19 protein-coding genes are annotated in these 26,106 nt (G+C 68.3%); 8 read left to right on the top strand and 11 right to left on the bottom strand.

Features of this window, described 5'->3' with window-relative positions; translation table 11 throughout:
- Positions 1-50 precede the first annotated feature (50 nt).
- Positions 51-644 carry a hypothetical protein gene (locus B5F84_RS07615; RefSeq protein ID WP_087322422.1) on the bottom strand — a complete coding sequence of 198 codons (594 nt, stop codon included), beginning with the start codon at positions 642-644 and terminating at the stop codon, positions 51-53.
- 583 nt (positions 645-1,227) lie between these two features.
- Here B5F84_RS07615 and B5F84_RS07610 point away from each other — a divergent pair.
- The 3 genes from B5F84_RS07610 (at position 1,228) to B5F84_RS07600 (ending at position 8,491) form a co-directional block, all read left to right on the top strand.
- Positions 1,228-3,054 carry an NAD(P)-binding protein gene (locus tag B5F84_RS07610; RefSeq protein WP_087322420.1) on the top strand — a complete coding sequence of 609 codons (1,827 nt, stop codon included), beginning with the start codon at positions 1,228-1,230 and terminating at the stop codon, positions 3,052-3,054.
- Complete coding sequence (locus B5F84_RS07605) at positions 3,048-4,760, top strand: NADH-dependent [FeFe] hydrogenase, group A6 (protein ID WP_087322418.1); 1,713 nt, start codon at positions 3,048-3,050, stop codon at positions 4,758-4,760. Before B5F84_RS07610 ends, B5F84_RS07605 begins: the two co-directional genes overlap by 7 nt.
- 236 nt (positions 4,761-4,996) lie before the next feature.
- Positions 4,997-8,491, top strand: a complete 3,495-nt coding sequence (locus B5F84_RS07600; protein WP_087322416.1) for an InlB B-repeat-containing protein — start codon at positions 4,997-4,999, stop codon at positions 8,489-8,491.
- A 196-nt stretch (positions 8,492-8,687) separates the two neighbouring features.
- Here B5F84_RS07600 and B5F84_RS07595 read toward each other — a convergent pair whose 3' ends face one another.
- From B5F84_RS07595 to B5F84_RS09500, 4 genes are all read right to left on the bottom strand, one after another.
- Positions 8,688-11,066, bottom strand: a complete 2,379-nt coding sequence (locus B5F84_RS07595; RefSeq protein WP_087322414.1) for a DEAD/DEAH box helicase — start codon at positions 11,064-11,066, stop codon at positions 8,688-8,690.
- Positions 11,067-11,197: 131 nt separating this feature from the next.
- Positions 11,198-11,455 carry a hypothetical protein gene (locus tag B5F84_RS07590; RefSeq protein ID WP_087322412.1) on the bottom strand — a complete coding sequence of 86 codons (258 nt, stop codon included), beginning with the start codon at positions 11,453-11,455 and terminating at the stop codon, positions 11,198-11,200.
- 144 nt (positions 11,456-11,599) lie between these two features.
- A complete protein-coding gene (locus tag B5F84_RS07585; protein WP_087322411.1) occupies positions 11,600-12,460 on the bottom strand; it encodes a hypothetical protein in 861 nt (286 codons plus the stop codon).
- A 95-nt stretch (positions 12,461-12,555) separates the two neighbouring features.
- Positions 12,556-13,392, bottom strand: coding sequence for a LytTR family DNA-binding domain-containing protein (locus B5F84_RS09500; RefSeq protein ID WP_158094515.1), 837 nt, complete (start codon positions 13,390-13,392; stop codon positions 12,556-12,558).
- A gap of 81 nt (positions 13,393-13,473) precedes the next feature.
- Here B5F84_RS09500 and B5F84_RS09590 point away from each other — a divergent pair, with 81 nt between their 5' ends.
- Positions 13,474-14,394: a DUF5104 domain-containing protein gene (locus B5F84_RS09590; protein ID WP_158094514.1), complete on the top strand. Its 921-nt coding sequence runs from the start codon at positions 13,474-13,476 to the stop codon at positions 14,392-14,394.
- Here the strand turns inward: B5F84_RS09590 and B5F84_RS07575 are convergent.
- The 6 genes from B5F84_RS07575 to yaaA form a co-directional block, all read right to left on the bottom strand.
- Positions 14,391-15,692: an ATP-binding protein gene (locus B5F84_RS07575; protein ID WP_239378314.1), complete on the bottom strand. Its 1,302-nt coding sequence runs from the start codon at positions 15,690-15,692 to the stop codon at positions 14,391-14,393. The genes B5F84_RS09590 and B5F84_RS07575 overlap by 4 nt on opposite strands.
- 116 nt (positions 15,693-15,808) lie before the next feature.
- A complete protein-coding gene (locus B5F84_RS07570) occupies positions 15,809-16,357 on the bottom strand; it encodes a LytTR family DNA-binding domain-containing protein (RefSeq protein ID WP_087322408.1) in 549 nt (182 codons plus the stop codon).
- Positions 16,358-16,368: 11 nt separating this feature from the next.
- Positions 16,369-16,551 carry a hypothetical protein gene (locus B5F84_RS07565; protein WP_087322406.1) on the bottom strand — a complete coding sequence of 61 codons (183 nt, stop codon included), beginning with the start codon at positions 16,549-16,551 and terminating at the stop codon, positions 16,369-16,371.
- A 157-nt stretch (positions 16,552-16,708) separates the two neighbouring features.
- Positions 16,709-17,527 (bottom strand): LytTR family transcriptional regulator DNA-binding domain-containing protein, encoded by an 819-nt coding sequence (locus B5F84_RS07560; RefSeq protein ID WP_158094513.1) that lies wholly within the window; start codon positions 17,525-17,527, stop codon positions 16,709-16,711.
- A 148-nt stretch (positions 17,528-17,675) separates the two neighbouring features.
- Positions 17,676-19,253 carry a TerB N-terminal domain-containing protein gene (locus B5F84_RS07555; RefSeq protein ID WP_087322403.1) on the bottom strand — a complete coding sequence of 526 codons (1,578 nt, stop codon included), beginning with the start codon at positions 19,251-19,253 and terminating at the stop codon, positions 17,676-17,678.
- A gap of 4 nt (positions 19,254-19,257) precedes the next feature.
- A complete protein-coding gene (gene yaaA / locus B5F84_RS07550) occupies positions 19,258-20,013 on the bottom strand; it encodes a peroxide stress protein YaaA (RefSeq protein WP_087322401.1) in 756 nt (251 codons plus the stop codon).
- 61 nt (positions 20,014-20,074) lie between these two features.
- Here yaaA and B5F84_RS07545 point away from each other — a divergent pair, with 61 nt between their 5' ends.
- From B5F84_RS07545 to fumC, 4 genes are all read left to right on the top strand, one after another.
- Complete coding sequence (locus B5F84_RS07545; protein ID WP_239378312.1) at positions 20,075-20,983, top strand: fused MFS/spermidine synthase; 909 nt, start codon at positions 20,075-20,077, stop codon at positions 20,981-20,983.
- A gap of 66 nt (positions 20,984-21,049) precedes the next feature.
- A complete protein-coding gene (gene htpG, locus B5F84_RS07540; RefSeq protein WP_087322399.1) occupies positions 21,050-23,074 on the top strand; it encodes a molecular chaperone HtpG in 2,025 nt (674 codons plus the stop codon).
- Between the two features lie 145 nt (positions 23,075-23,219).
- Positions 23,220-24,641 carry a CHAD domain-containing protein gene (locus B5F84_RS07535; protein ID WP_158094512.1) on the top strand — a complete coding sequence of 474 codons (1,422 nt, stop codon included), beginning with the start codon at positions 23,220-23,222 and terminating at the stop codon, positions 24,639-24,641.
- A gap of 3 nt (positions 24,642-24,644) precedes the next feature.
- Positions 24,645-26,057, top strand: a complete 1,413-nt coding sequence (fumC, locus tag B5F84_RS07530; RefSeq protein ID WP_239378311.1) for a class II fumarate hydratase — start codon at positions 24,645-24,647, stop codon at positions 26,055-26,057.
- The last annotated feature ends 49 nt before the right edge of the window (positions 26,058-26,106 follow it).

The raw sequence follows: 26,106 nt of genomic DNA, 5'->3' as shown, positions 1-26,106 counted from the left end.
GCCCCCGGCGCCCCGCGGCCTGCGGCCTGCGGCCCGGCGCCCCGCGGGCCTTACTGGAACATCCCCGCGATCCACGAGGAGTCCGAGACCTGCCAGACGCCGTCGGTCTTTGCGTAGGGAACCTCGACCGTGGTCTCTCGGATCTCGAGCGCGTCGAGGGCGGCCAGCACGACCTGTCCGATGCGCGCGTTCATGGCGTCCTCGTCGGAGAGCAGCTCTGCCCCGGAGGGGTCCGTCATGATCTCCTCCATGAGCTCGGTCGCCGCCTGGGCGGCCGCGTCGCTGACCCCGGTGGCCGACTTGCAGGTGACTGAGACCTCCGCCGTGGCCGTCTTGCCGTCCTCGTCAACGCTGACGGTGCCGATTTCGTAGTCAAACCCGTCGAGGAGCAGGCGGACCACGTCCTCGGGCGCGATGCCGTAGGCCTCGAACGCGGAGGCGTCCATGCCGGAGGAGATCTCGGAGACGGTCGCCTCGTCGAGTTCCTTGATCTCATCGAAGTTCGCCGTGAGGTCGGCCCTGATCTCCTGCTCGGGGTTTTCTCTCGAGCAGCCGCCCAGCGCGACGCCGGCGCAGACCGCGAGCAGGATGGCGATGGAGCAGACGACGCCGTGCAGGACACGATCTCTCAAGGTGGCTCTCATGAGCGCTCCCTTCCGTCGGGCGGTGCGTCCCCATGACGCGCCGCTTACATACTTATTTAAGTTCTCTTACTAAAAACTGCCAGTTCAGCGCTTCATATATGCAGAGAATCTTCCTCTCCTGGCAATTGTACCCCTCACTCTTGGGCGCGGCGCGTCCTTCTCGCCCGGCGGGCGGGTTGCGCGCGGCAGCGCTTCCGGCCCGGGGCCCGCCGCGGGCCGCGCTGCCAGGAACCGCGCCGGGTGCGCGCCCGCCCGGCGCCCCGGGCGCGCACCCGGGGCGTTTTGTGTCCGTGCGGACACGGGTTTTGTCGAGTGCGCGCAGCCCGGCGCGCACCCGGCGCGGTTCCTGGCAGCGGCCCCGGCCCCGCCCCCGCGCACCCGGCGCGGTTCTTGTCGCGCCAGGCGAGCGCGCCGAGCAGTCGCGTCAAGCGGGCACGGGGCGGGCGGCCGTCCGCCAACCCAAACGGTGCTGCTCGCCGAATGCCCGGCCGCCCGCGCGGGCGGCGCGCCTACGCTCAGACAAATGTGCCGCGCTGAGGGGCGCCGGCACCCGTACACCTCCGGATGTGCAAGGAGAGGGCCTATGGCAAGAATGCACGTCATGGAGCAGAGCGAGTCCCAGGCGATCATGTCGAGCATGCACGAGATGCTCGAGAAGCGCCTCTCGGTGAGCTCGCTCGCTCCGTGCCCCGTCGAGTTCACGGCCTCCTACGTGGCCATGTGCGCCACGCAGAGCTGCGGCAAGTGCACGCCGTGCAGAAACGGCCTGCGCATGCTGCGCCACCTGTTCAACGACGTCCTCAACAACCGCGCCACGCTGGAGACGCTCGATCTCATCGAGTCCACCGCGCGCACGGTCTACCTCTCGAGCGACTGCGCGATCGGCTACGAGGCCGGCGAGGTGGCCCTCATGGCCATCCGCGGCTTCCGGGACGACTTCGAGCACCACGTGACCAAGCACGCCTGCGGCTTCTCGCAGCACCAGACGGTGCCCTGCGTCTCCGGCTGCCCGGCCGGCGTGGACATTCCCGGCTACATAGCGCTCGTCGAGGCCGGCCGCTACACCGAGGCGGTGCGCCTCATCCGAAAGGACAACCCGCTGCCGCTGGTCTGCGGCCTCGTGTGCGAGCACCCCTGCGAGATGCACTGCCGCCGCGGCATGGTGGACGACCCGATGAACATCCGCGGTCTCAAGCGCTACGCCGTGGACCACGCCGGCGACTACCGCCCCGTCATCAAGGCCCCCACGAGGAAGCGCGTCGCCGTGGTGGGCGGCGGCCCGGCCGGCATCTCCTGTGCGTACTACCTCACGCTCATGGGCCACAAGGTCACGATCTTCGAGCAGCGCGCGCACCTCGGCGGGATGCTCCGCTACGGCATCCCCAACTACCGCCTGCCGCGCGAGCAGCTCGACTCCGAGATTCAGTGGATCTTGGACTGCGGCATCGACGTCGAGAAGAACCATGCGGTCGACGGCGAGGAGCTCGAGCGCCTGCGCGCGGACTATGATGCCGTCTACCTGGCCATCGGCGCGCACGCGGACAAGAAGCTCGGCCTTCCGGGCGAGGACGCCGAGGGCGTCATGTCCGCCGTCAAGCTCCTGCGCGACATGGGAGACAACAACCCGCCCGACTTCCGCGGCCTCACGGTCACCGTGGTGGGTGGCGGCAACGTGGCCATGGACGTGGCCCGCACCTCCGTGCGCCTGGGCGCCGAGAAGGTCATCATTGCGTATCGTCGCCGCGTGGCCGACATGACGGCCCAGGACGAGGAGATCGCCGGCGCCGAGGCCGAGGGCTGCGAGGTTATGGACCTGCACGCGCCCAAGGAGGTCGTCGTGGACGAGGCCGGGCGCGTGGCCGGCCTCAAGGTGGAGCCGCAGATCATCGGCGGCCTCAAGCGCGGGCGCCCCGCGCCGAGGGCGGCCGAGGGCGGCGACGTGGTGGTTCCGTGCGACCGCGTGATCGTGGCCATTGGCCAGGACATCGACTCGGCCACCTTTGAGGAGCGGGGCGTGCCCTGCAAGTGGGGCCGCATCGTCACGGACTCCGACGGTGCCGTGCCCGGCCAGGACGGCCTCTTCTCCGGCGGCGACTGCCAGAGCGGCCCGGCCACCGTCATCCGCGCGATCAACGCGGGCAAGGTCGCGGCCGGCAACATCGACAACTACCTCGGCTACAACCACCAGATCGAGCTCGACGTGGAGCTGCCGCCCGTGCAGTTCAAGGGCAAGATCTCCTGCGCGCGCTGCGAGATGCGCGAGCGCGAGGCGGCCGAGCGCATCCATGACTTCGACATCGTCGAGAACGGCCTCACGGACGAGGAGGCGCACCAGGAGGCTTCGCGCTGCCTGCGCTGCGACCACTTCGGCTTTGGCGCGTTCCGCGGGGGGAGGATCGAGCAGTGGTAAACCTCACCATCGACGGCCGCGCCGTGAGCGTGGCCGAGGGCACGTCCATCCTCGACGCCGCCGCCACCGTGGGCATCAAGATCCCCACGCTCTGCTACCTCAAGGACCTCAACGAGATCGGCGCCTGCCGCGTCTGCGTGGTGGAGATCGAGGGCATCGACCAGCTTGTCGCCGCGTGCAACAACACCGTGCTCGAGGGCATGGTCGTGCGCACCAACAGCCCCAAGGTCCGCGCCGCGCGGCGCATGAACGTGGAGCTCTTGCTCGCCACGCACGACTCCGAGTGCACGAGCTGCGTGCGCTCCGGCAACTGCACGCTGCAGACGCTCGCCAACGACCTCGGCATCTCCGAGCTGCCCTACGAGAAGCGTCTCATGCACGACCCGTGGGACAAGTCCTTCCCGCTCATCCGCAACAACGACAAGTGCGTGAACTGCCTGCGCTGCATCCAGGTGTGCGAGAAGATCCAGGGGCTCGGCGTGTGGGACCTCGCCAACCGCGCCACGCACACGAGCGTGAACGTCCGCGGCGGCGGCTCGATCGCCGAGTCCGACTGCACCCTCTGCGGCCAGTGCATCACGCACTGCCCGACGGGGGCGCTGCGCGAGCGCGACGACACGCAGAAGGTCTTCGACGCGCTCGCCGACCCCGAGAAGGTCGTCGTGGTGCAGATCGCGCCGGCGGTGCGCGCCGCCTGGGGCGAGAGCCTGGGCCTGCCGCGCGAGGAGGCCACCGTCGGACGGCTCGTGGCGGCGCTGCGCCAGATGGGCGTGGACTACGTCTTTGACACGGACTTCTCGGCCGACCTCACCATCATGGAGGAGGGTACCGAGCTCCTGCACAAGCTCGCGCACCGCGACGAGAACACGTTCCCGATGTTCACCTCCTGCTGCCCGGGCTGGGTGCGCTACGTCAAGGCGGTGCGCCCCGAGCTCGTGGACCAGCTCTCCACCTCCAAGTCCCCGGGCCAGATGTTCGGCGCCGTGGCCAAGAGCTACTTCGCCGAGCTCAAGGACATCGACCCGCACAAGATCTTCTGCGTGGAGATCATGCCCTGCACGGCCAAGAAGGCCGAGGTGGCCATTCCCGTCATGAACGACGCCTGCGGCGACCCGGACGTTGACGTCTCGCTCACCACGCGCGAGGTGGACCGCATGATTCGCGCCGAGCACATCGACGCCACCACCCTGCCCGAGGAGGAGTTCGACCAGCCGCTCGGCACCGCCACCGGCGCGGGCGTCATCTTCGGCGCCACGGGCGGCGTCATGGAGGCGGCGCTGCGCACCGCCTACCACGTGGTGACGGGCGAGACCCCGCGCCCGGACGCGTTCTCTGAGATCCGCGGCCTCGACGGCTGGAAGGAGGCCACGTTCGACCTCGCGGGCACGCCGGTGCGCGTGGCGGTGGCCCACGGCCTCGCCAACACGGCCTTCCTGCTGGACGCCCTCGCCGAGGGTGCCGTGGAGTACGACTTCGTGGAGGTCATGGCCTGTCCCGGCGGATGCGCGGGCGGCGGCGGCCAGCCCATCCACGACGGCGAGGAGCTGGCGGGCGTCCGCGGCGACGTCCTCTGGGGCCTCGACCGCAGGGCCAAGCTCCGCAACTCCTACGAGAACCCCGCGATTCAGGCCATCTACCAGGACTACCTGGGCGAGCCCAACTCCGAGCGCGCCGAGGAGCTCCTCCACACCAACCACCACGCCTAACGTGCAAAGGGGACAGTCCCCTTTGCACATCCGGGCCCGGACCGTCACCCCCACGGTCCGGGCCCGTTCCGTCTCTCAGCGCCGCCCCACGCCCCCGTCGACCTCCCCCCAGGCCCGCAGGCACGCTTACGGCTCATTTGCTACCTATGGCAGAGAGCCGGCCAAGAAGACGCCGGCCAGTTGCTACGATTTTCGCTCACTTGTGGAAACACGTCTGAGGAACAGAGGTTCAGAGGATGAAGAAGAGAACGGTGTCTCGTGTCCTGATGGGCGTTCTTATCGCCCTGACGGCGGCGCCCGTGATGGGCGCGTGCGTAATGCCGCATGGTCGGGCGCTCGCCGCCGTCGAGGCGGGGACCGGCGCGGAGCTGCAGACCACGACCGTGCAGGCGGAGGATGCCGTGCTGAGCCATGAGATCGGCTCCAGCATGGCAACGCAGTTCGTGCGGGAGGCCGAGCCCGCCTCCAACGGCGGCGCGCACCTCAAGACCTCGGCGATCGGCGCAACCGTGACGCTGCAGTTTGAGGGCACGGGCGTGCGCTTCTTTACAAAGTGCGGCAACGGCGCCGGCAAGCTCTCCGTCTCCATTGACGGGACGTCGTTCGGGGAGATCGACGAGTACATCAACTCGTCGACCGCGACCTTCCAGACGCAGCTCTTCGAGGCGACCGACCTCAGCGAGACGAACGAGTCGCACACGATCGTGCTCACCACGCTCGCCGGAGAGCGGGGCAACTTCAACTTCGACTACTTCGAGGTCATCAGCCTTGACGAGACCACGGTCGACGACACGGTGCAGTCCCCGGGCAACACGACCTACTACCTCGACTCCTCCGCGGCGGCGGACGGCGACGGCCTGAGCGAGGACGCGGCCTTTGACTCGCTCGACGACGTCAACGGCATCGCGTTTGCCCCGGGCGACAAGATCATGATCAAGGCGGGGTCCGAGTTCCGCGGTCAGCTCTACCCCAAGGGCAGCGGCTCCGCGGACGCCCCGATCGTCGTTGACATGTACGGCGAGGGCGAGAAGCCCCTCATTGACGGCGACGGCCGCAGCTCCGATGCGCCCAGCTTCCGCGACAACGGCCCGTTTGGCGAGGCGGGCTCGGCGGTCTACCTCTGCAACCAGCAGTACTGGGAGATCAACAACCTCCGCGTGACCAACTGGAGCGACGACGGCCAGGACAAGGAGCGCAGCGGCATCCGCGTGGAGGCCTGGGGCGGTGGCACCTACCACCACATCCACATCAAGAACTGCGAGATCTTTGACATCCGCGGCTACAACGGCCAGGACTCCATCTGGGACGTGGTGCCGCAGGGCGGCGGGACCACGTTCTACGGCGCCCGCACGACGCACCGCACCGGTGGCATCAACGTGGTCAGCTACACCGAGCGCGACCTGAGCCAGGCGACGAGCCCCTCCACGGCGGGCGCGGTCCTCGACGAGGGGCCCACGATCTTCGATGACGTCCTCATCGAGGGGAACAAGATCGAGAACTGCCACTCCAACGGCATCACCACCACCAACATCCGCGGCGAGCTCGATGACAGGGCCTATCGTCACACCAACGTTGTCATAAGGAACAACGAGGTCAAAAACGTTCAGCGCGCGGGCATCGTGCCGCTCTACACCTCGGGCGTCCTCGTGGAGGGCAACCTCGTGGACACCTTCCAGCAGTCCTACGCGGGCTATGGCTGCGGCATCTGGTGCGACCGCGCGAACGACATGCTCTTCCAGTACAACGAGGTGTGCAACGGCAGGAACACCATGGACGGCATGGCGTTCAACCTCGATGACATGACCGAGAACGGCGTCATCCAGTACAACTACTCCCACAACAACGTGGGTGGCGGCATCATGCTGCACGTGAGGACCAACTCCTACAACCGAAACAACACCGTGCGCTACAACCTGAGCGTGAACGACACGGCGGGCTATGCCGCCCACCAGGCCATCCTCGTGTGCGTGGGCGAGGACGCCAGCACCAAGATCCAGAACGCGAAGGTCTACAACAACACCTTCGTCAACACCAACGTGGTGCACCCCGTCTACAAGGGCGACGAGATCCTCTTTGAGAACAACGTCTTCTACCTCCCCAACGAGGGCATGGCCTCGAAGGCGGACGCCTACGACCTCGGCCCCAACACGTCCTTCAAGAACAACGTGTTCGCAGGCACCCACTCGCCGAGCGAGCCGCAGAACGCAGGCGCCAACAGCGGCAACGTCTCCGTTGACGACTCGCCCCTCGCGGGAACCTTCTACGGGATCGAGTCCCTTGAGGACGCCATGGAGATGGCGAAGCTCGTCCACGGCTCCCCGGCGATCGGCATGGGTAACACGGACGTCCTCACCGACGCGGGCGTCCAGGAGGACTTCTACGGCAACCCGGCGGTCATCGACGGGAAGGCGAACGCCGGCATCTACAACGGCGAGTCCGTGGACGTGGTGCCCGACGAGGGCAACCCCGACCTTCGCCCGGGCGAGGGCAGCGACGACGAGCCCAGCGAGGACGACTATGACGTCGAGTACGTGGAGGCCGAGGATGACCGCGTCGAGAAGAGCGACGGCTACAACCTCGTGACCGGGTCCCAGGGACACGGCGGCACCCACATCTACTACAGCCAGACGGGCACCTTCGTCGAGTACACGTTCACCGGGAAGGCCATCTCCGTCTACACCAAGACCGGCCCCGGGGCGGGCACGATCGACATTCTCGTCGATGGGGAGCAGGTCGGCGTCGACGACCAGTACACCTCGGCCCAGCAGTTCAACAAGCGCGCCTTCACGGTGGTGTTCGACGAGGAGGGGGAGCACACGATCCGTCTTGAGAACAACGGCCTCAAGAACCCCTCCGCCACAGGCAACTCCTTCAACATCGACTGCTTCAAGGTCTTCCACGAGAAGGAGGTGGTGAGGGACTCCAACGCCAACCTCGCCTCGCTCTCCTACGCGCTGAACGGTGGCACTGCCGTTGCCCTTGAGGGCTTCTCGGCGGACGAGACTCGCTACGAGGTCGAGCTTCCCGAGGGCACGACGGGCCAGGTGGTCCTGAGCGGTGTCGCGGAGAGCGACGTCGCGAGCACCGAGGCCCTCCCGGTCGAGCTGGTTGATGGCGCCGCCACGGCGACGCTGACGGTCACGGCCGAGGACGGCACCGAGAAGACGTACACCGTTGCGTTTACGGTTGCGGAGCCCGTCGTTGACCCGGACCCCGAGCCCGAGCCTGAGCCCGATTCCGCTGAGGTCACTCTTGATTTTGGCGACGGGACGACCGAGGTCCTCAAGGCTGACGAGACCGGCCGCGTGGAGAGGCCGAGCGACCCGGTCCGCGATGGCTACACGTTTGGCGGCTGGTTCACCGACGCGGCGTGCACGATCGCGTTTGACTTCGAGAACGACGTCGTCACGGAAGACATCACGCTCTACGCCAAGTGGACTCCGGTTGACGAGGGCGACGACGGCGACGTCCCCGGTGACGATGACGGCAACGTTCCCGGCGACGACGAGGGCGACGGCACCGATGCCCCCGGCCAGGGCGACGGCGATAAGAACGACGGCGCTGATGCCCCCAAGGCACCCGCTGGCTCCGCCAAGCCTGCGCCGCAGAAGGGCGAGAACGTGATTCCGAGCACCGGTGATGCCACGCAGGCCGGCGTGCTGGTCATCTCCGGAGCTCTGGGCGCCGTCCTTCTCGTTGCCTCCTCGAAGGTGCGACCCGGGCGTGACTAGGGACTTCGTCTGACAAGAGCCGCCCCTGCGGCAGGTGCGCCGAGAGCGCCCTTTGGGCATGCGAGAAAGCAGCCCAGAGGGCGCTCGCGCTCTATAGGAGCGCCAAGCGACGCCCTAGGTCCTTGGCCGGCCGGGGCGGCTGGGGCGGCTGGGCATGTGCGCTGCCCGGCGCCGGAGGCCAGCCGTCGCGCGCCTGCTAGGGGAGGGCGCGACGTCCCCACTCGGCCACGCGGGCCTTCATGCCTGCGACGTCGAGCACGCCCTCGGCAAAGCCCTTGCGGATGAGGCTCTCCGGCACCAGCTCGTCGTACTTCTCGAAATAGGGGATCTCGGCGGGATAGAGGAGCTCGTTGGGGTCCCCCAGCCGCTCGGCGGCGTCACACAGCACCGAGAAGAACGCCCTCTCGTCCGCCCTCATCACAAAGGTGATGAAATAGGGCCGCGACGAGCTGAAGGCCTTGATCCCCAGCTCGTCGGCGCACTTGATCTTGATGAGGCGCTCAAGGGCGAGAAAGGCGTAGCTCCCAAGCCACGGCAGCAGGCACCACATGGTCTGTTCCCTGCTGTTTTCTCCCAGGCAGATGAGGGGGCCGTCCGTGAGGCAGGAGGACCTGGCCACGTGGCGCGCCTGCCGAAGGCGCGCGCGGGCGTGGGGCATGAGGTAGGGGTAGGCCGCGTGCTCCTCCAGCACGCGGCGCATGCGTTCGAGGACGCGGGTGCTCACGTCCCCCGCGACCTCGCCAAAGTATGCGGGCACCTTGCCCTTGACCTGCGTCACGTAGAGCAGGTGGCGCTCGTGGTCCACCTCGTCGACGATCCAGACGTGACCTGCGATGGCGACCTTCTCCCCGGGCGGCGGCGGCGCGCAGAGCGTCCCGATCTCCTCGGAGCCGGAGCGGACCGCATACTCGACGTTTTCCTGGAACACGGCGAAGAACTTGTAGGAGCTCGTGACGCGCTCCCCGGCAAGACCCACGATGAGGCCGCCCGTCTCGGTCTGCTCGACGAAGTCGTTGCGGATGAGGTGCCGCAGGAGCTCGCGGAAGTCATCTGCGGTGACGCGATGGAAGTAGGTGAGCGTAAGGACGCGGCTTGCGAGCTGGGCGGGGGAGAGCTCCCCCTCCGAGGCGAGGGTGGCGAGCGTCTGATGGCAGAGCAGGCTGTAGGGCAGCCGATCGAGCCGCGGGGGCTCCACCCAGCGCTCCTCTCGGTAGAGCTGGATGAGGGCGATGCCCTGAAGGAGCTTCCAGGGAATGGTCTCCGGAAGCAGCGTGCGCGCCTCCGCCTGCTCCTCTCGCATGACGAACCACATCTCGGGGGGCGCCTCGCGCCGGCCGGTGCGACCCATGCGCTGCAGGAAGCTCGAGACCGTGAACGGGGCGTCAATCTGAAACGCGCGCTCGAGGCGCCCGACGTCCACGCCGAGCTCGAGCGTTGAGGTGGCCACGATGCTGACGTCCGCGGCGTCGTCGCGCATCTGCTCCTCGGCGCTCTCGCGGATGGCCGCCGAGAGGTTGCCGTGGTGGATGAGGAAGCGGTCGGGCTCCCCGTTGAACTCGCAGTATGAGCGCAGGGTCGTGCAGACCTCCTCCGCCTCCTCGCGGGAGTTGGAGAAGATCAGGCACTTGCGGCCGCGCGTGTGCTCGAAGATGTAGCCGATGCCCGGGTCGGCGTTCGCGGGCGCCAGGTCCGTGGGGGCCTCGGGAGGGCCGGGGACTACCGCCGTGCTCAAACAGCCCTGCCCTTCGGGCTGCAGAGCTGCGCGCGGCGATAGCGCCTGGTCCTCTGGCGAGGTTTCCTGGGGCTCCAGCGAGACGACGTCTGCCTCGACCACATTTCTCGTTGTCTGGTTTTCGGACTCGTCGGCCTGCGGGTCGGTGTTGTAGAAGTGCTCCATCGAGATGCGCCAGGTGCGCGGCGGCTCCTCCACGCGGGGGATGACGGTGTTGCGCCCGGTGCCCGCGGCGAGAAACGCGCCCACGGCCTTTGGGTCCCCAATGGTGGCGGAGAGGCCGATGCGCCGCGGCCGCACGCCCGCCAGTCGTGCCAGGCGCTCGATGAGGCAGAGGCACTGGCCGCCGCGGTCCTGGCGCAGGAGCGCGTGGACCTCGTCTATGACCACGTAGCGAAGGTCGCAGAAGAGCCTCGAGACGGCAGCGTGGCGGCGCATGAGCATGGCCTCGAGGGACTCCGGCGTAATCTGCAGGATGCCTGAGGGGCGCTTCATGAGCTTGGCCTTGTGCGAGGAGGAGACATCCCCGTGCCAGTGCCAGACGGCGATTCCCGCCTCCTCGCAGAGGTCGGTCAGACGATAGAACTGGTCGTTGATGAGCGCCTTGGTGGGTCCGATGTAAAGGGCGCCCACGGAGGAGGGAGGGTCCTCCCAGAACTCGGTGAGGATGGGAAAGAAGGCCGCCTCGGTCTTGCCCGACGCCGTGGAGGCGCACAGGAGTACGTGGTCGTCCGTGTCGAAGATGGCCTCGCCTGCGGCAACCTGGATCCCGCGCAGGCTCTCCCACTCGTGCGCGTAGATGAAGTCCTGCACAAACGGCGCGTATCGGTCGAAGACGCCCATGCCTCCCCCTCTCCTCGAGGCCAAGTATACGAACAGATGTTTCATAATGCAAGGGTTGGGGTCGGCGCTTGCCAAAAAAGCCGCCCGCATCGTGGATGCGGGCGGCTCGGCCTCCTTGCGCTCACAAGGGGTTAGGCGCGGCGGGAAGAACGTCCTCTCAGGAACGCCCCCATGCCGGAGAGCGCGATGCCCACGCAGCCGGCAAGCAGCGCCTGAGCGGCGCCGGGGTCCCCGGTCTCGGGGACGGCCTGCGCGTTCGACGCGATGGGCGCAGAGGGGGAGGGCTGGCCGGACCCCTCAGCAGGACGCTGCGTCGTCTGGCTGCCAGGCTTCTCGGCGGGATCATCGCAGGGCTGGTCGGGCGTGGGCTCAACGGCCTCCTCAAGCACGATGACGGTGCTTCCCGTGACGGGGCTCGCGTAGTTCGCGGAGTCGGGCTCGAAGCTCCACCACAGCGTGACAAAGTCGTCCTGGGCAAGGGAGGCGAGCGGGGTGTCAGCCGCGAGCTCGTCCGAGAGGTCGGAGGAGGCGTGTCAGGTGAGGGTTCCCGTCACCGTCTCGACGGTTCCGTCGGAAAGCGTGACGCCGGCGCCCGTCTCGGGGGCGCGCACGTCAGACAGGATGGCATCGTCCGCGAGCTTCTGGTTGGTCACCTGGAACGTGGGCGTTGCGGCCTGGACGGTGAGCGTGGTCTCAGCCGTTGCCGGGGAGTACCAGACGCCCTCGACCAGGCGCTGGGGAAGGGAGACGCGCACGCGGTAGGTCCCGGCGTCTCGGGGAAGCCCCTCGGCAAAGTCGTCGGTCCCCTCGGGGGCGTACGAGACGACGAGCTCGCCCGTCACGTCCCGAGCGCCCTGGCTTGCCTGGGCCACGACCTCGTCGCTGGTGACCGCGGAGCCATCATAGGTGGTGACGGCATCCTGCACGAGCTGGAGCGTCGAGGGCTTATAGAGATCCTCGCTGCCAACGAGCACCGGGTAGTCGGTGGACGTGGCGGGGTTGGGGGCGACAAGAATGTTGATGGGACAGTCTCCGCTGATGATGGTGACGCCGTCAAAGGTCAGGCGGGCGGGGTCGTCCGTCGCCCCGGTGTCAACCACGATGTGGTCGGCTCCGATCGGCTCGGTCGTGGAGATGGTGAGCGTCGTCGTCATGATATAGAGCTCGTTGTAGGCGGTGAGACGGTAGTTGACGTCCTCTTGACCGCCCGTCACCTTGAAGCTCACCGGCACTGCGGCGCGCGCCGGCTGAGGCATCGCAAAGAGGGTGGCGAAGAGCGCCGACGTGACAACGAGCGTCACCGCGAGAAGAGCCGAGGCGGCGGCGCTGCGCACGGGACGCTGGGCCCTGGGTGAGCGGGCCTGACGGGCGAACAGGGTGCCTGCCAGGTTCATAGGCAGATTCCTTTCCTCGTGTCGGGAACCCTGCCATTATGTGGGAGATGAGCAGCCCTTTTACCCAATGGTCGTTCTGGCGACCGAACGGTAGCCTACTCGGCTTGGATGCCGCTCAGGGTCTCCCACAGCTCGGCAAGACGACGACGACTCACCGGAAGCTCCGTTCCGTCATTGAGTGCGAGACTGGTCGGGCCCACTGAGCGCACATGGCGAAGGTTCACCACGATGGAGCGGTGGCAGTAGGCGAAGTGCCCCTTCGGCAGCGCCTCGGCTATCTGCGCGAGCGTCATGTTCGTCTGAATGGACTCTCCGTCGGCAAAGTGTATGGCGCGCACCCGGTTGAGCGAGTCGACGTAGGAGACCTCGTCGGGCAGGAAGCTCACCGCCTGGGCGGGGGTGGCGAGCACGACCGGCGTCTCATCGGGATCGGCGGCGCCCCGGCGCTCCAGCTCCGCCACGCGCTCGTGGGCGCGGGCGAGCTCACCCGCAAGCTCGTCACGGGCGCGATCGGTGTGGCGCAGCGCCCGCTCGAGCGTCGCCTGGTGCTCGGCCTGCTCGCTCGCCTCGCGAATCGTCCGCAGCAGCCACCCGACGAGAGCGACGCAGTCGATGGCGATGACGAAGCACAGGGTGAAGTAGATGCCCGCGTAGTCGAGCGGCGGCAGCCACGCGCCCAGCAGGAGCGTGCCCACGATCGTGAGCAGCAGCGCCGTCATGTGCCACCACGTGGAGTCGGCAAGGCGCGCGGCAAGCGACCTCCTCACGGATCGCATGATGGCGGCCATCGCGCCGAAGAAGACCGCGTTGGTCAGCGCGAGCACCACGAGGCGCGGGGGATAGTACATGAAGCCATCGCTCTGCTCGGCAAACCCCGCCGGCGCGACCTGCACGAGGAAGCCCACGATGTTGCGAACCACAACTGCCGTCATGACAAGCTCATCTATACTTTCAGGAGGTCCGGTTTCCGTCAGAGACACTCTACCCGATTGCGCCGACCAAAAGGGGGCCCCGTGCGCAGGAACGCGTCGACGCACGTCATCGGGCGCCTTTGTGCCGTGGCCCTGGGGGCGTGCCTGCTCGTCGTCTGTCCGGGGTGCGCGAAGCAGGCCGACACGCTCTGGCGCCTGCTTCACAGCGAGCTGAGCGGCGAAGAGTACGTGAGCCCGCGGGGACAGGCCTGCCTCGACGCGGCGGAGGGTCTTCTCGGTGCTCTCGAGACGGGAGATGGAGGGGCGGTCGTCGCGCTCTTCTCGCCCAAGGCCCGGGCGAGCTCCGATGATCTTGAGGCGCAGGCCGACGAGCTGGTGGCGCGCTGCTCCGGCCACGTCGAATACCTGGACTCCCATTCGGTGACGATGCCCCAGGAGTCCGTGAGTGTCGATCACGGCAGGCGCCGCGTCGAGCTCTCGGCAGGCTTCTCGTTTGCCCTCGACGACGAGAACTACTGGTGCTTCATGACGCTCGTGAGCGAGAACGACTTCGACGAAACGGAGGTGGGCGTCTCCAGGATCGTCGTGTGGTCGGAGGACGCGTACTCGGCGATGCTCTACGAAGCGAGTGGGGCGGAGTGGCCCGAGGGGACGGGCCTGCGCCTTCGGTTGGACTATCCCCTGGAGTGGGAGACGCGCCTCGTGTACGACGACCCGCTGCGCTACGAGGCTGGTGACGCCATCTCCGACGTCGGCGAGGCCGCGGCGTTTCTCGACGAGGGCGGAAAGACCCTGGACGAATTCGAGGAGCGCTTTGGTCGGCCCTGCTGTGTCTCGTGGACGGGTGACGGCGTCGTCTACTACGAGCTGCCCGAAGAGGACGGCGAGCCTCGGTACCTCGAGGTCAGTGCGGCTTTCTCGGATGAACCCATCTACTCCGCGTATGTAGTGGGCGAGCGTGACGTGGTCGAGAAGGTATGGGATGACGACGGCGGCGCCTAGATCGTGAACTCGGCGAAGGCGGGATCCACGTCCTTCTCGCCCGCCGCAACGGCCGGGGCGGCGGCGACGGCCCCGGAGAACGCGTCGGTCCTGAGCAGCGCGTCCACGTCTGCCCCCGGGTTCTGGCAGACGATGTCGAGCAGCTCGATGAAGTCGCGGATGACCTCGCGCGGAGTGAGGTGGGTGTCGGCGCCCACGCGGCCAAACTCGACCTGCAGAAAGCTCACGAGCTGCGCCTCGGTGAGCGTGCGCTCGTAGCCGAAGTAGCCGGCGTGGATGTCTGCCAGCTTCTCAATGAGCACGAGCAGCTCCTCGTAGCTGAGGGGCTCCAGGTGAATGACCGGGGCGAGCATGTCGGAGAGGCCGGTGCTCGCAAAGCGTCCCTGCGTGAGGCGACTGCGGAGGGCCTCGTAGGAGAAGACGCCCCGACGGCGGTCCTCAACGGACTGCGGCGTGCCACCCATGATGATGCCGAGGTGGCGCGCCTTGCCCTGGAGCGTGTCGTTGTACATGGTGAGAATCTTCTCGTAGTTGTACTGGCGCGAGGTGGCGTTGGGGATCTTGTAGAGGTTCACGAGCTCGTCCACGAGCACGATGAGGCCCTGATACCCCGCCCCCACGAGGAACTGCGCAAAGAGCTTGAGGTACTCGTACCAGGTGTCGTCCGTTATGCAGGCGTTGACGCCCAGCTCGCCGCGCGCCTCGGTCTTGGTGCGAAACTCGCCGCGCAGCCACTTGACCACGCCGGCACGGAGCTCCTCGTTGCCCTCGAGGGTGGCCGTGCGGTAGAGGCGCAGCACGCGCGTGAAGTCAAAGCCGCAGACGAGCTCCTGGATGGGCGCCAGCTGCGTCGCGAGCGCGGCCTCGGGGTCCGGCTGCTCGCGCAGCGCGGCCACCCAGCGGTCGAGCACGAGCTGGAGCGCCCCGCCCTCGGGCCGCGTCTTGGTGGAGAGGTTGCGGATGAGCTCACGGTAGGTGGCGAGGCCCTGTCCCTGCCCGCCCTGGAGGCGGCGCTCGGGGGAGAGGTCGGCGTCGGCCACCACAAAGCCGTTGCCCATGGCGTGCGTGCGGATGGTCTGCAGGAGGAAGCTCTTGCCCGCCCCGTAGCGGCCCACGAGGAAGCGGAAGCTTGCGCCGCCGTCCGCCACGAGGTCGAGGTCGTGCAGGAGCGCCTGAATCTCGCGCTCGCGCCCCACGGTGACGTAGGGAAGCCCGATGCGCGGGACCACGCCGCCCTTGAGCGAGTTGATGATGACCGCCGCTATGCGCTTGGGAACCTTGGGTGCCTCGCTCACGATGCTCCTCTCCACGTTGTCTCGGGAGCGCAAGTATAGCACATATGTTCGCATTGACTCAAAGGACTCAAGGGAAACGGTCCCGTCCGAGCCGGGGTGATGGGGCCGCCCTTCTTCGGTCAGCCGAAGTGGCGGGTGATGGCGGCCGAGATCTCCGCCTGAATCTCCCGTGCGCGACGGGCCGGCACCGGGATCGTCTCCCCTGTGGTGAACGCGATCCCCTCGCGCCCGACGCTCTGGACGTAGCCCACGTTCACCGTGTAGAACCGGCCCGCCCGGACGAACTGCCCGGGGAGGAGGTCGCACAGCTCGCCCAGAAGGGCGCTGACCGTCACGGTGCGGTCCGTGAGGTGCAGCACGCAGCGCTTTCCGGCCGACTCGGCGTAGATGAGGTCGTCGGGGTCAACGAAGACCAGGCCGTCCTCCGAGCGCAGCTGGAGGCGGCGCGTGCCCTCGGGGGCCTTCTCGCCCGCCGTCTCGGACATGCTCCACTCGTTGGAGAAGTGGGCGAGGTCGATCTTCCAGCTCCCGTCGACGAGGCGCAGCCCCGCCGTGACGCGCTGCCGAACGGTCCCGTCGGCGCAGGGCCCGCTCAGCAGGTAGGTGCCCAAGATGACGGCTTCGTCCCTCTTGTCGATGTCAAGGGCGCGAAAGGTCGCGTCGCTCACTCTCACGCCCTTTAGGCTGGGGGGGGGTATCTCTCAACGGAGCTTCTCCCGCGGTAGACCCGCGACCCCGCCAGGATCACGACGCTCTGCTCGTCCATCAGGTCGAGAAAGCCCGCGCGGTCTTGGGCAAGGCAGGCGAGAATGCGGTCTCTGACCTGCTCGACGAGCTGCCGTCTGCTCAGGCTGGCATCCATGTCTCACCCCTTTCCGGCCATCTCGTGCGCGGCCGCGCAGCTGCGCAGCCGCCGCGGCCCGTGCGTGCCCGGGCCCTGTCCGGTAGGTGGAAGTATAGGCTTCGCGCCGTCGCGCGTCCGCGCCCAATGGGCGAGCGCGCTCTTCTTGGGCATCCGGCTACTCGGCTCTGCGGGAGAGCTCGAGCTCGATCTCGCGCCTCCTGCGCTTGGGGATGGGGATGTGGTCGCCGTTGGACATGACGATCTCCCCGCCCGAGAGCGACACGATGTGGTTGCGGTTCACCACGTAGCTGCGGTGCACGCGCGTGAACTGCTGGGGAAGCAGGTCAATCACGTTGCTGAGCAGGAGCTTCACCGTGATGGTGCGATCCGTGAGGTGCAGGAGCGCCTTCTTCGCGCTTGCCTCGGCGTAGATGATCTGCGCGGGGTTCACAAAGGCGGTGCCGCCCTCGACGGGCAGGGTGATGCTCTCGGAGGAGCTGTCCGCGCGGCTCCGGCTCGCGCGGAGGATGTCCTGAACGTAGCGATACGTCTGGCGGCTCACGCGCACCGGAAAGGCAACGCCCTCGTCGAGCGGGCCCCACTCGTTGGAGGCGTGGACGAGGTAGGCCTTCCAGGCGCCGTTCTGACACCGGCAGTTGACGGTGAGGCGCTGTCGCTCCGAGGAGAGCATGCGGTGGTCGGCGTCGGAGTAGATCGTGTAGAAGCCCACGATGACGGCCTCGTTGGGAGAGCTCGTCTCGACGAGGTGAAACTCGGCGTCGCGCACGAGGAAGGTGGGCATGGCGGCGTTGGCAGCGATGACGTGCGGCAGGCTTCGCGCTCCGTAGGTGACGTCGGAACCTGCGCCGATGAACAGGCAGTCAGGCGTGAGGTACGCGAGGATGGCGTCGTAGTCCTTCTGGTAGTAGGCAGTGACAAGGCGGGAGGCGAGCTTCGGAAGACCGCTCTTGCCAACGACGTCTGTGCTGGGCACAATCTCTCCCTTCTTCGGCCCGTTGGTGCGCGAGAAAGACATTTTCATTCCCCAAAATGGATCATTGAAGGTCTCGCGAACAAAAGAACGCTCACGGGGAACGAAAGGCGGAACGGCAGGGGCGACGGCCCGCGGGGCGCAGGGCGCGTCAACCCAGGATAGAGCGGACCTCGTCGACGTAGTCCTCGACGATCGTGGGTCGGCCAGAGTCGTCAAACTCGAGCACGGTGTCGCCGACGAGGTCAAAGAGCCGCTCGTTGATGGAGTCGACGAGCAGGTCGGTTCCGGCGGGAGCCTCCTTGGCGTCGAGCAGCGCGGCGAGAAGGGCGCGCTCCTCGGGAAGGAGGCCAACGCCTGCGGCGGGGTCGGACGGGCCGGGGGCCGTCGCGGGCGCCGGCCCGCTCGCGGCCCCGGATGTGGCGGGCGCGGGCGCGAGGTCCTTCTCGTCCTCACGCTCCTCGTCCACGAGCAGGGCCTCGCGGGTCTGGGCCGCCCCCGCGCGGATGCCCGCGAGCTTGGAGAGGTCGATCTCCACGCGGACGGGGGCGTGGGCGCGCCGCCAGGAGAGGTAGTCTCCGATCGCGCGGTCGACGAGGCTCACGAGGTACTTGGGGTCGCCTCGCTCCTTGAGCTGATGGGGGTAGTCGAGCGCCACGCGCAGCTGCCGGTCGACGGCGCGCAGGACCTGACCGAGCTTTGAGCTGCGGGCGCCCCCGTCGTGAAGGGCGTCGCAGGTCCAGAGCCCGCCGCGGCAGGCATAGCGGCGCGTCCCGGCAAGGTCGTAGGTGGCGTCGGGATGGCGCTCGCCAGGGTAGAACACGGCGGAGGCAAACATGAGGTGCGGCATCTCGCGTCGCGCGCCGAAGAGGCTCTCGGTGAGCCCCTGCGTGCGATTGGAGCGATAGTAGCGTGCCAGGCGGCCAAAGACGAGGTAGGTGACGTCGCGCAGCTCCTCGGGGCGCTCACGGTAGAGCCGCGCGTGCGCGAGGCGGTACGTCGAGAGCTCTTCGAGGGCGTCAAAGAGCCTCGTGGCCTCGCCCTCGGGCACGGGGAGGTCGCCGGGCCCCTGGCGGCGGCTGCGGGGCGCAGCCAGCTCGAGCGCGCGGCGCTCGGCCTCGGCGAGGACGGCGACCGCCCAGTCGTGCTCGACGGCGACGTAGGGGAGGGCGAGCGCGGGGTCAAGGTCGTGGTAGACCGCGTAGTCGACGAGCCATGCGCGGACGTAGCGGTCCAGGCCGGAATCGAACTTTCGGTAGGCCTGCCAGAAGGCCTCGATCGCGCGGAACGCCTCCTCGCCGGGCTCCGCGCCGACCCCGTTGATGAGCTCGTAGAGATAGACGTAGGCATACGACGTCGAGGTCTTCTCGACCCGTCCCGCCCGCACGTGCGTGCGCCAGGTGAAGTAGCTCCTGAGCTGGCGGTTGCTCATCGCGGCATAGGTGGGGAAGTAGCTCAGGAGGGGCTCTGAGGAGGGGAAGTCGTCCTCGTAGCCGCTCATGAGGCGCGCCTGCTCCACAAAGAGGCGGGCGTCCGTCCAGGAGCGCGCCTCGGGGCGTCGCGCAAGGGCGCGCATCTGGCGGATGGGCTCGGGCTGGTAGCTCGCCAGCTGGGAGCCGCGCATGAGGATCGGCTCGTCGCCGTAGGCCCGGGAGGTCTCGACGCCGCGCTCGAGTCGCCCGCGCGCCGCGGCCAGGACCTGCTCGATGATGTCGTCGATGCCGGGCATGTCGTTACCCCCTCACAAACACGAGGGTCCTGTCGTCGGAGCGCCCCTCGTCGAGCCGGTAGCCGCGCTCGTCAAAGGCGCGCAGCTCGTCGGCGCCCTCGACGGCCCTCTCCGCGCACCAGCGCACGAAGGTCCCGCGCGCTGCCTTGGCCTCGGTGGCCTGCTGGCGGAGCCGCCCGTCGCGCACGGTCCCGAAGAGGCAGGTCACGACCTGCGGGCCATCCGGGCGGACGTGGGGCGTGACCGCCCGCGCGTACTCGACCGACGCGGCGTTGACCACAAGCGAGCAGCCCTCGCCCGCAAGGCTCTCGTAGAGCTCGCGCCCCCAGAAGCGGTAGAGGTCGGGGGCGCCGTCCACCGCCAGGCGCGCCTGCATCTCAAGGCGATAGGGAACGACGCCGTCAAGCGGCCGGAGGATCCCGTAGAAGCCCGAGAGGATGCGCAGGTGGCCCTGGAGCCAGGCGAGCTCGTCTACGCCCATGACCTGCGGGGCCAGGTGCCGGTACTGGATGCCCTCGTAGGAGATGACGGCGGCCGTGAGGTCGCGCGCGAGGTCCATGCGCCCGAAGCGCTCGTAGTTGAGGTCCGCAAGGCGGTCGCTGCAGCCCCAGAGGGCCTGCGCCTCCTCGCGGGAGAGCGCGCGCACGGCCTCCATGAGCCGTCGGGTCCGCCCAAGGAGGGCGGGGGTGCCCTGGGGCCGGGGCTCCTCGTCGACGGTGCGCATCTTCTTGGCGGGCGAGATGATGACTCTGAGTGACATGCCTCCTCCTTCGGGCCAATCGTAGCAGGTGGGTATCATGGAGGCGAGGAGAGGGGGAGACGTGAGGGATGGCCTTGTCACGCGCTGCGCGCTCGCCGGCGCGGCCCTTGCCGCGGCGGGGGCGGTGGCGCTGCGCGTCCGTGCGCTCGACCCCCATCTGGTGCGTGGGCGCTGCGGGCTCGCGCTCGTCTACACCATGCGCGACGACGCGGGCGAGCGCGTCCGCGTGATGCGCACGGGCCGCGTCTTCCAGTCCGCGACCTACCTCGGCGAGCGTCGCATGGAGCCGCCCTTTGCCTACTACCGGGCCTTCGCGCGCGTCTTTGACCTGCGACCGGATGCCCACCGGCTCCTTGTGGTGGGCGGCGGCGGGTTTGCCTTCCCCAAGCTCGTGGCGGCCGGGCACCCCGGCGTCCGCACCGAGGTGGCAGAGATCGACCCGGCCGTCATCCGCGCGGCGCGGCGCTGGTTCTTCCTGGACGAGGCCGTCGCGCGCGCCCGGGCGGCGGGCGGTGACCTCACGGTCGTCTGCGACGACGGCCGGTCCGTGCTCGAGCGCGCCGAGCCCGCCTCGCTTGACGCCGTCGTGCTCGACGCCTTCGTGGGGGCCGAGCCCGTGCGCCGCCTCGCCACCGTTGAGGCCCTGCGGCTCGTCCGCCGCGCGCTCGCGCCCGGCGGGGTCTGCCTGGCGAACGTGGTGTCGCGCTCGGGCGGGGCGGACGTGGGGTTCCTGCGCTCCTTCGTGGCCACGGCGCTCACGGTCTTCCCGCACGTCGAGGTGGCGCCCGCGACCGACGAGCGCCATGCCGAGGAGGACAACTACCTCGTCGTCGCCTCGACGGGGCCGCTCGGCCTTGCGGACGCGATCCCCTTTGACGCGGACTTTCTCGGGGAGGTCCTTCTCGACGCCTCGTCCTTCTCGCCGGGCCCTGCCCCTGCGCGTCGCTTCACATTATCTAAGCGCTCTTGACTGAGATTATCTAAAAAAGGGTAGACTAGCTCTCGTCAAAAAGGCTTCAGGAAAGGGGAGCGTCGCATGCGCACGTTCAAGACTGAGAGCAAGAAGCTGCTCGACCTCATGATCAACTCCATCTACACCAACCGTGAGATCTTCCTCCGCGAGCTCGTCTCCAACGCCTCGGACGCGATCGACAAGCTCTACCTCAAGAGCCTCACGGACAGCTCCGTGCAGGTTGACCAGGCCAACCTCGCCATCAACGTGGCCTTTGACAAGGACGCCCGCACGATCACCGTCTCGGACAACGGCATCGGCATGACCGAGGCGGAGCTCGAGAAGAACCTCGGCACCATCGCCCACTCCGGCTCCGAGGAGTTCAAGGCGGCCAACGCCGAGGCCCAGGGCGACGCCGTGGACATCATCGGCCGCTTTGGCGTGGGCTTCTACTCCGCCTTCATGGTCGCGCGCGAGGTCAGCGTGGTCACGCGCGCCTGGGGTTCCGACGAGTGCTTCCGCTGGACCTCGGACGGCGTCGAGGGCTATGAGATCGCGCCCGTCCCCGCGGACGACCCCGCCTGGCGCGACTCCTGCGGCACCACGATCGTTCTCACCCTCAAGGAGAACGCCGAGGAGGCCAACTACGACGAGTTCCTCTCTGAGTGGAAGCTCCGCGAGCTCATCAAGAAGTACAGCAACTACGTGCGCTATCCCGTCCAGATGCTCGTGACCAAGAGCCGCGAGAAGGAGCGGCCCGCCGACGCCGGTGACGACTACAAGCCGGAGTGGGAGGACTACACCGAGCTCGAGACCATAAACTCCATGACGCCCATCTGGAAGAAGCGCGGCTCCGAGGTCTCGTCCGAGGAGTATGCGGAGTTCTACAAGTCCACCTTCCACGACTGGGTGGACCCCGCGCGCACCTTCAGCCTGCACGCCGAGGGCACGCTCGAGTACGACGCCCTGCTCTTCATCCCCGGCCAGGCGCCCTTTGACCTCTACAGCCGCGACTACGAGAAGGGCCTCGAGCTCTACAGCTCCAACGTCCTCATCATGGAGAAGTGCGCCGACCTCCTGCCGGACTACTACAACTTCGTCCGCGGCGTCGTGGACTCCGCCGACGTCTCGCTCAACATCTCCCGCGAGACGCTCCAGCAGACCCGCCAGCTCCAGGCCATGGCCCGCCGCATCGAGAAGAAGATCACGGGCGAGCTCGAGGCCATGCGCAACGACGACCGCGAGGCCTACGAGAAGTTCTTCGAGAACTTTGGCCGCGGCCTCAAGTACGGCATCTACTCCAGCTACGGCATGAAGAAGGACGAGCTTGCCGGGCTGCTGCTCTTCTGGAGCGCGCGCGAGCAGAAGATGGTCACGCTCCAGGAGTACGTGGCCGCCATGCCCGCGGGCCAGAAGGCGATCTACTACGCCGCCGGTGACGACCGCGAGCGCCTGGCCAAGATGCCCGTGGTGGAGGCCGTGCTCGCCAAGGGCTACGACGTGCTCCTCTGCACGCAGGACGTGGACGAGTTCTGCTTCCAGGCCATGCGCGACTTCACGGCCAAGGGCCTGCCCAAGACCTACGAGGACGATGCCGCGCGCGAGGCGGCCGAGAAGGCCGTGGCCGACGGCGCCGAGCCCGAGGTCGAGGACCGCACCGTGGAGCTCAAGAACGTGACCTCCGGCGACCTTGACCTCGCCTCCGACGAGGAGAAGAAGGAGGCCGAGGAGGCCACCAAGGCAAACGAGGGCCTGTTCGACGCCATGAAGGACGCGCTGGGCGAGAAGGTCGAGAAGGTCGCGGTGTCCACGCGCCTCGCCGCCGACGGCGCGCCGGCCGTGATCACCTCCGAGGGGCCGCTCTCCCTTGAGATGGAGAAGGTCCTCGCGGCCGGCCCCGAGGCCGGCGAGGCCCCCAAGGCCACGCGCGTGCTCGAGGTCAACGCCAAGCACCCGGTCTTCGAGAAGCTGCGCGCCGCGCAGGAGGCGGGCGACGCCGAGAAGGTCAAGCTCTACGCGGGGCTCCTCTACAACCAGGCGCTGCTCGTCGAGGGCATCCTGCCCGAGGACCCGGTGGCCTTTGCGTCTCAGGTCTGCGAGCTGATGTAGCGGCTCGGCGGAGCGGGGGCGGGCGCCTCTTGCCCCGCCCCCTCTCGGGCCGCCGGGCTCCACCCCCCGTCCCCCGTCCCGGAGAATCGGCGAACGGCGAATTGCTATGCTGCTAGGGTAGGGCATCGAAGATGGGGGGCATATGGTGAAGACGCTGGTACTCGTTAGGCACGGAGCTCCCGAGGCCACCTCGGAGTCGGGGGCCGACCTTGACCGCAGGCTTACGCCCTCCGGGGCCCGCTCGCTTCAGGCCGCCATGCCGCGCGTGATGTCCCTTCTTGGGGACGACGCCGAGGCGGAGGTTTGGAGCAGCCCGGCCGTCCGCGCGCTCGAGACCGCCGAGATCGTGGCGGACGCCCTCGGGGTCGAGGATATCGAGGTCCGCCAGTCCCTCTACGCGCAGAGCCTCCCCGCGTTCTTTGCCGAGCTCGAGGCCGCTCAGGCCTCGTGCGTCGTGGCCGTGGGGCACGCTCCCTTCGTCGATCAGGCGGCCGCGCGCCTGCTGGGCTCGTGCCCGAGCTTTGGCAAGGGTGCCTCCGCGGCCATCTCCCTGCCCGAGGGGCCGGGCGGGCACGGCACGCTCCGCTGGTTCGTCGCCGGCCCCGAGACCACGTCGTGGGAGGAGCTTGCGGTCGTGGAGCGTGAGGTTGCCTTCGCCGCCTCCGACCTGCTCTCCCGTGCGGTCGCGTTTCTCGACCGCCCCGAGGACCCCGAGCGCCTGCTCGCCTTCCGCGTGGAGATTCGCCGCGTGCGCTCGCTGCTCCAGTTCATAGAGCCCTGGCAGACCAAGAAGCAGAACCGTCGCTCCGAGCACGTGCTCAAGGAGCTTCAGGTGGCCTCCGCGCGCCTCCGTGCGCTCGACATCCTCTCCCAGAGCGCGGCCGATCTCGTGGAGAGCGGCGAGCTCGGGACCAACAGCCTGCTGCCCACCGCCTGCGCCAAGGAGCGCTCGCTCGAGTGCGCGTCGCTGCTCGCGCTCATGCGCAAGCGCCACGCCAAGAAGGCGCTCGCCAAGCTCGCGGACGACCTTGCCCACCTGACCTGGCGCTCCAAGGTCGTTGCGCGCGGCCTTGCCCCCGAGGACTTCCAGGCGCACTTTGACGCCGAGTTCGCCAAGCTCGACGAGGACCTCTTTGGCATGGACCTGCGCGATGGCGACGCCGTCTACTCCGCGCGCCGTGACGCCAAGGAGATGCACTACGTGGCTGAGCGCCTGGGTGCCGTCCTGGGCGAGGAGCGCGCGCAGACGAGCGCGTACATGGACGAGATCCAGCGCGAGCTGGGCGCCCTCTCCGACGCCTGGAGCAACCGGCGCCTTGCCGAGGAGTACGCCAAGAGCCCGCGCTTCCGGGGAGTCCGCGCCGACCTGGGCGTGGTCGCGCGGGACCAGGCGGAGCTCGTCTCGGCCCTGACCTCGGGCATCCAGCGCATGGAGGCGGGGGAGCGGGGCGAGTCCGAGTCCGCGCGCGACGCCGCGGCGCCGTCCGAGGCCTCCCCACTGGCAGACGACGTCCGCGACGCCGAGGGCGCGCCCGCGCCGGCCGCCGGGCACGACGAGGAGGAGTAGCAGGTGACGCACGAGACGATTGGCGCGGTGCCGGACGGCATGCGCGTGGAGCGCGACTCGATGGGCGAGATGCTTGTGCCCGAGGGGGCCCTCTGGGGTGCTCAGACCGAGCGCAGCCATGAGAACTTCCCGATAGGCACCGAGCGCATGCCCGAGGGGGTCGTGCGTGCGTTTGCCTTGGTCAAGAAGGCTGCGGCCCGGGCGAACAGCCGGCTTGGGCGGCTCGGGCGCGAGGCCTGCGAGCTCATCTGCGCCGCCGCCGACGAGGTGCTCGACGGCAGCCACGACGCCGACTTCCCGCTCGTGGTGTGGCAGACGGGCTCCGGCACGCAGTCCAACATGAACATGAACGAGGTGCTCGCCAACCGCGGCAACCAGCTCGCCGCCGAGCGCGGGGTGGCACTTCCGCGGCCGCTTCACCCCAACGACTCGGTGAACATGAGCCAGTCCTCCAACGACACCTTCCCCACGGCCATGCACGTGGCCGCGGCGCTTGCCGTGACCGGGCGTCTCCTGCCTGCGATCGACCAGCTCGTGGGCACGCTGCGCCGTCTCGAGGCAGAGAACGAGGGTGTGGTCAAGAGCGGCAGGACCCACCTGCAGGACGCGGTGCCCATCTCCTTCTCGCAGGAGATCTCCGGGTGGCGCGGCCTGCTCGAGTCCTCCCGAGAAGAACTTCTCGCCGCCATGCCCGGGCTCTATCGGCTGGCCCTCGGCGGCACCGCGGTGGGCACGGGCCTCAACGCCCCCGAGGGCTTTGACGAGGCGGTGGCCGCCGAGCTTGCGGAGCTCACCGGCCTTCCGTTTGAGACCGACCCCAACAAGTTCCGCGCGCTCACGGGCAAGGACGCGCTCGTGTTCTCCCACGGCGCCGTGAAGGGCCTTGCCGCCAACCTGATGAAGATCGCCAACGACGTGCGCTGGCTCGCCTCGGGCCCGCGCCTTGGCCTCGGCGAGATCGCCATCCCGGCCAACGAGCCGGGCAGCTCCATCATGCCGGGCAAGGTCAACCCCACCCAGTGCGAGGCCGTGACGATGGTGGCCGTGCAGGTCATGGGCAACGACGCCGCGATCGGCATGGCAGCCTCCCAGGGCAACTTCGAGCTCAACGTCTTCATGCCGGTGATCGCCTACAACTACCTGCAGAGCGTGCGCCTGCTCGCGGACGCGATTCTCTCCTTTGACGAGCGCTGCGTCTCCGGCATCACGGCCAACCGGGAGAAGATGCGTCGCAACCTGCACGACTCGCTCATGCTGGTGACGAGCCTCAACCCCTATATCGGCTACGACAACGCCGCTCGCGTGGCCAAGAAGGCCTTTGCCGAGGGGACGAGCCTGCGAGACGCCTGCGTGGGACTGGGCCTCCTTACCCCCGAGCGCTTCGACGAGGTCTTCCACCCCGAGCAGATGGTGTAGCCGCCGCGCGGGGTGGCCGCGGCCGCGCGGGGTGGTGGTTCTTCTCGCC

The sequence above is a fragment of the Olsenella sp. An290 genome (genome assembly GCF_002159535.1).
GTDB lineage: Bacteria > Actinomycetota > Coriobacteriia > Coriobacteriales > Atopobiaceae > Thermophilibacter.
Note: the sequence above shows the minus strand (reverse complement) of the source record. Positions and strands in the feature narration are given on the sequence as shown.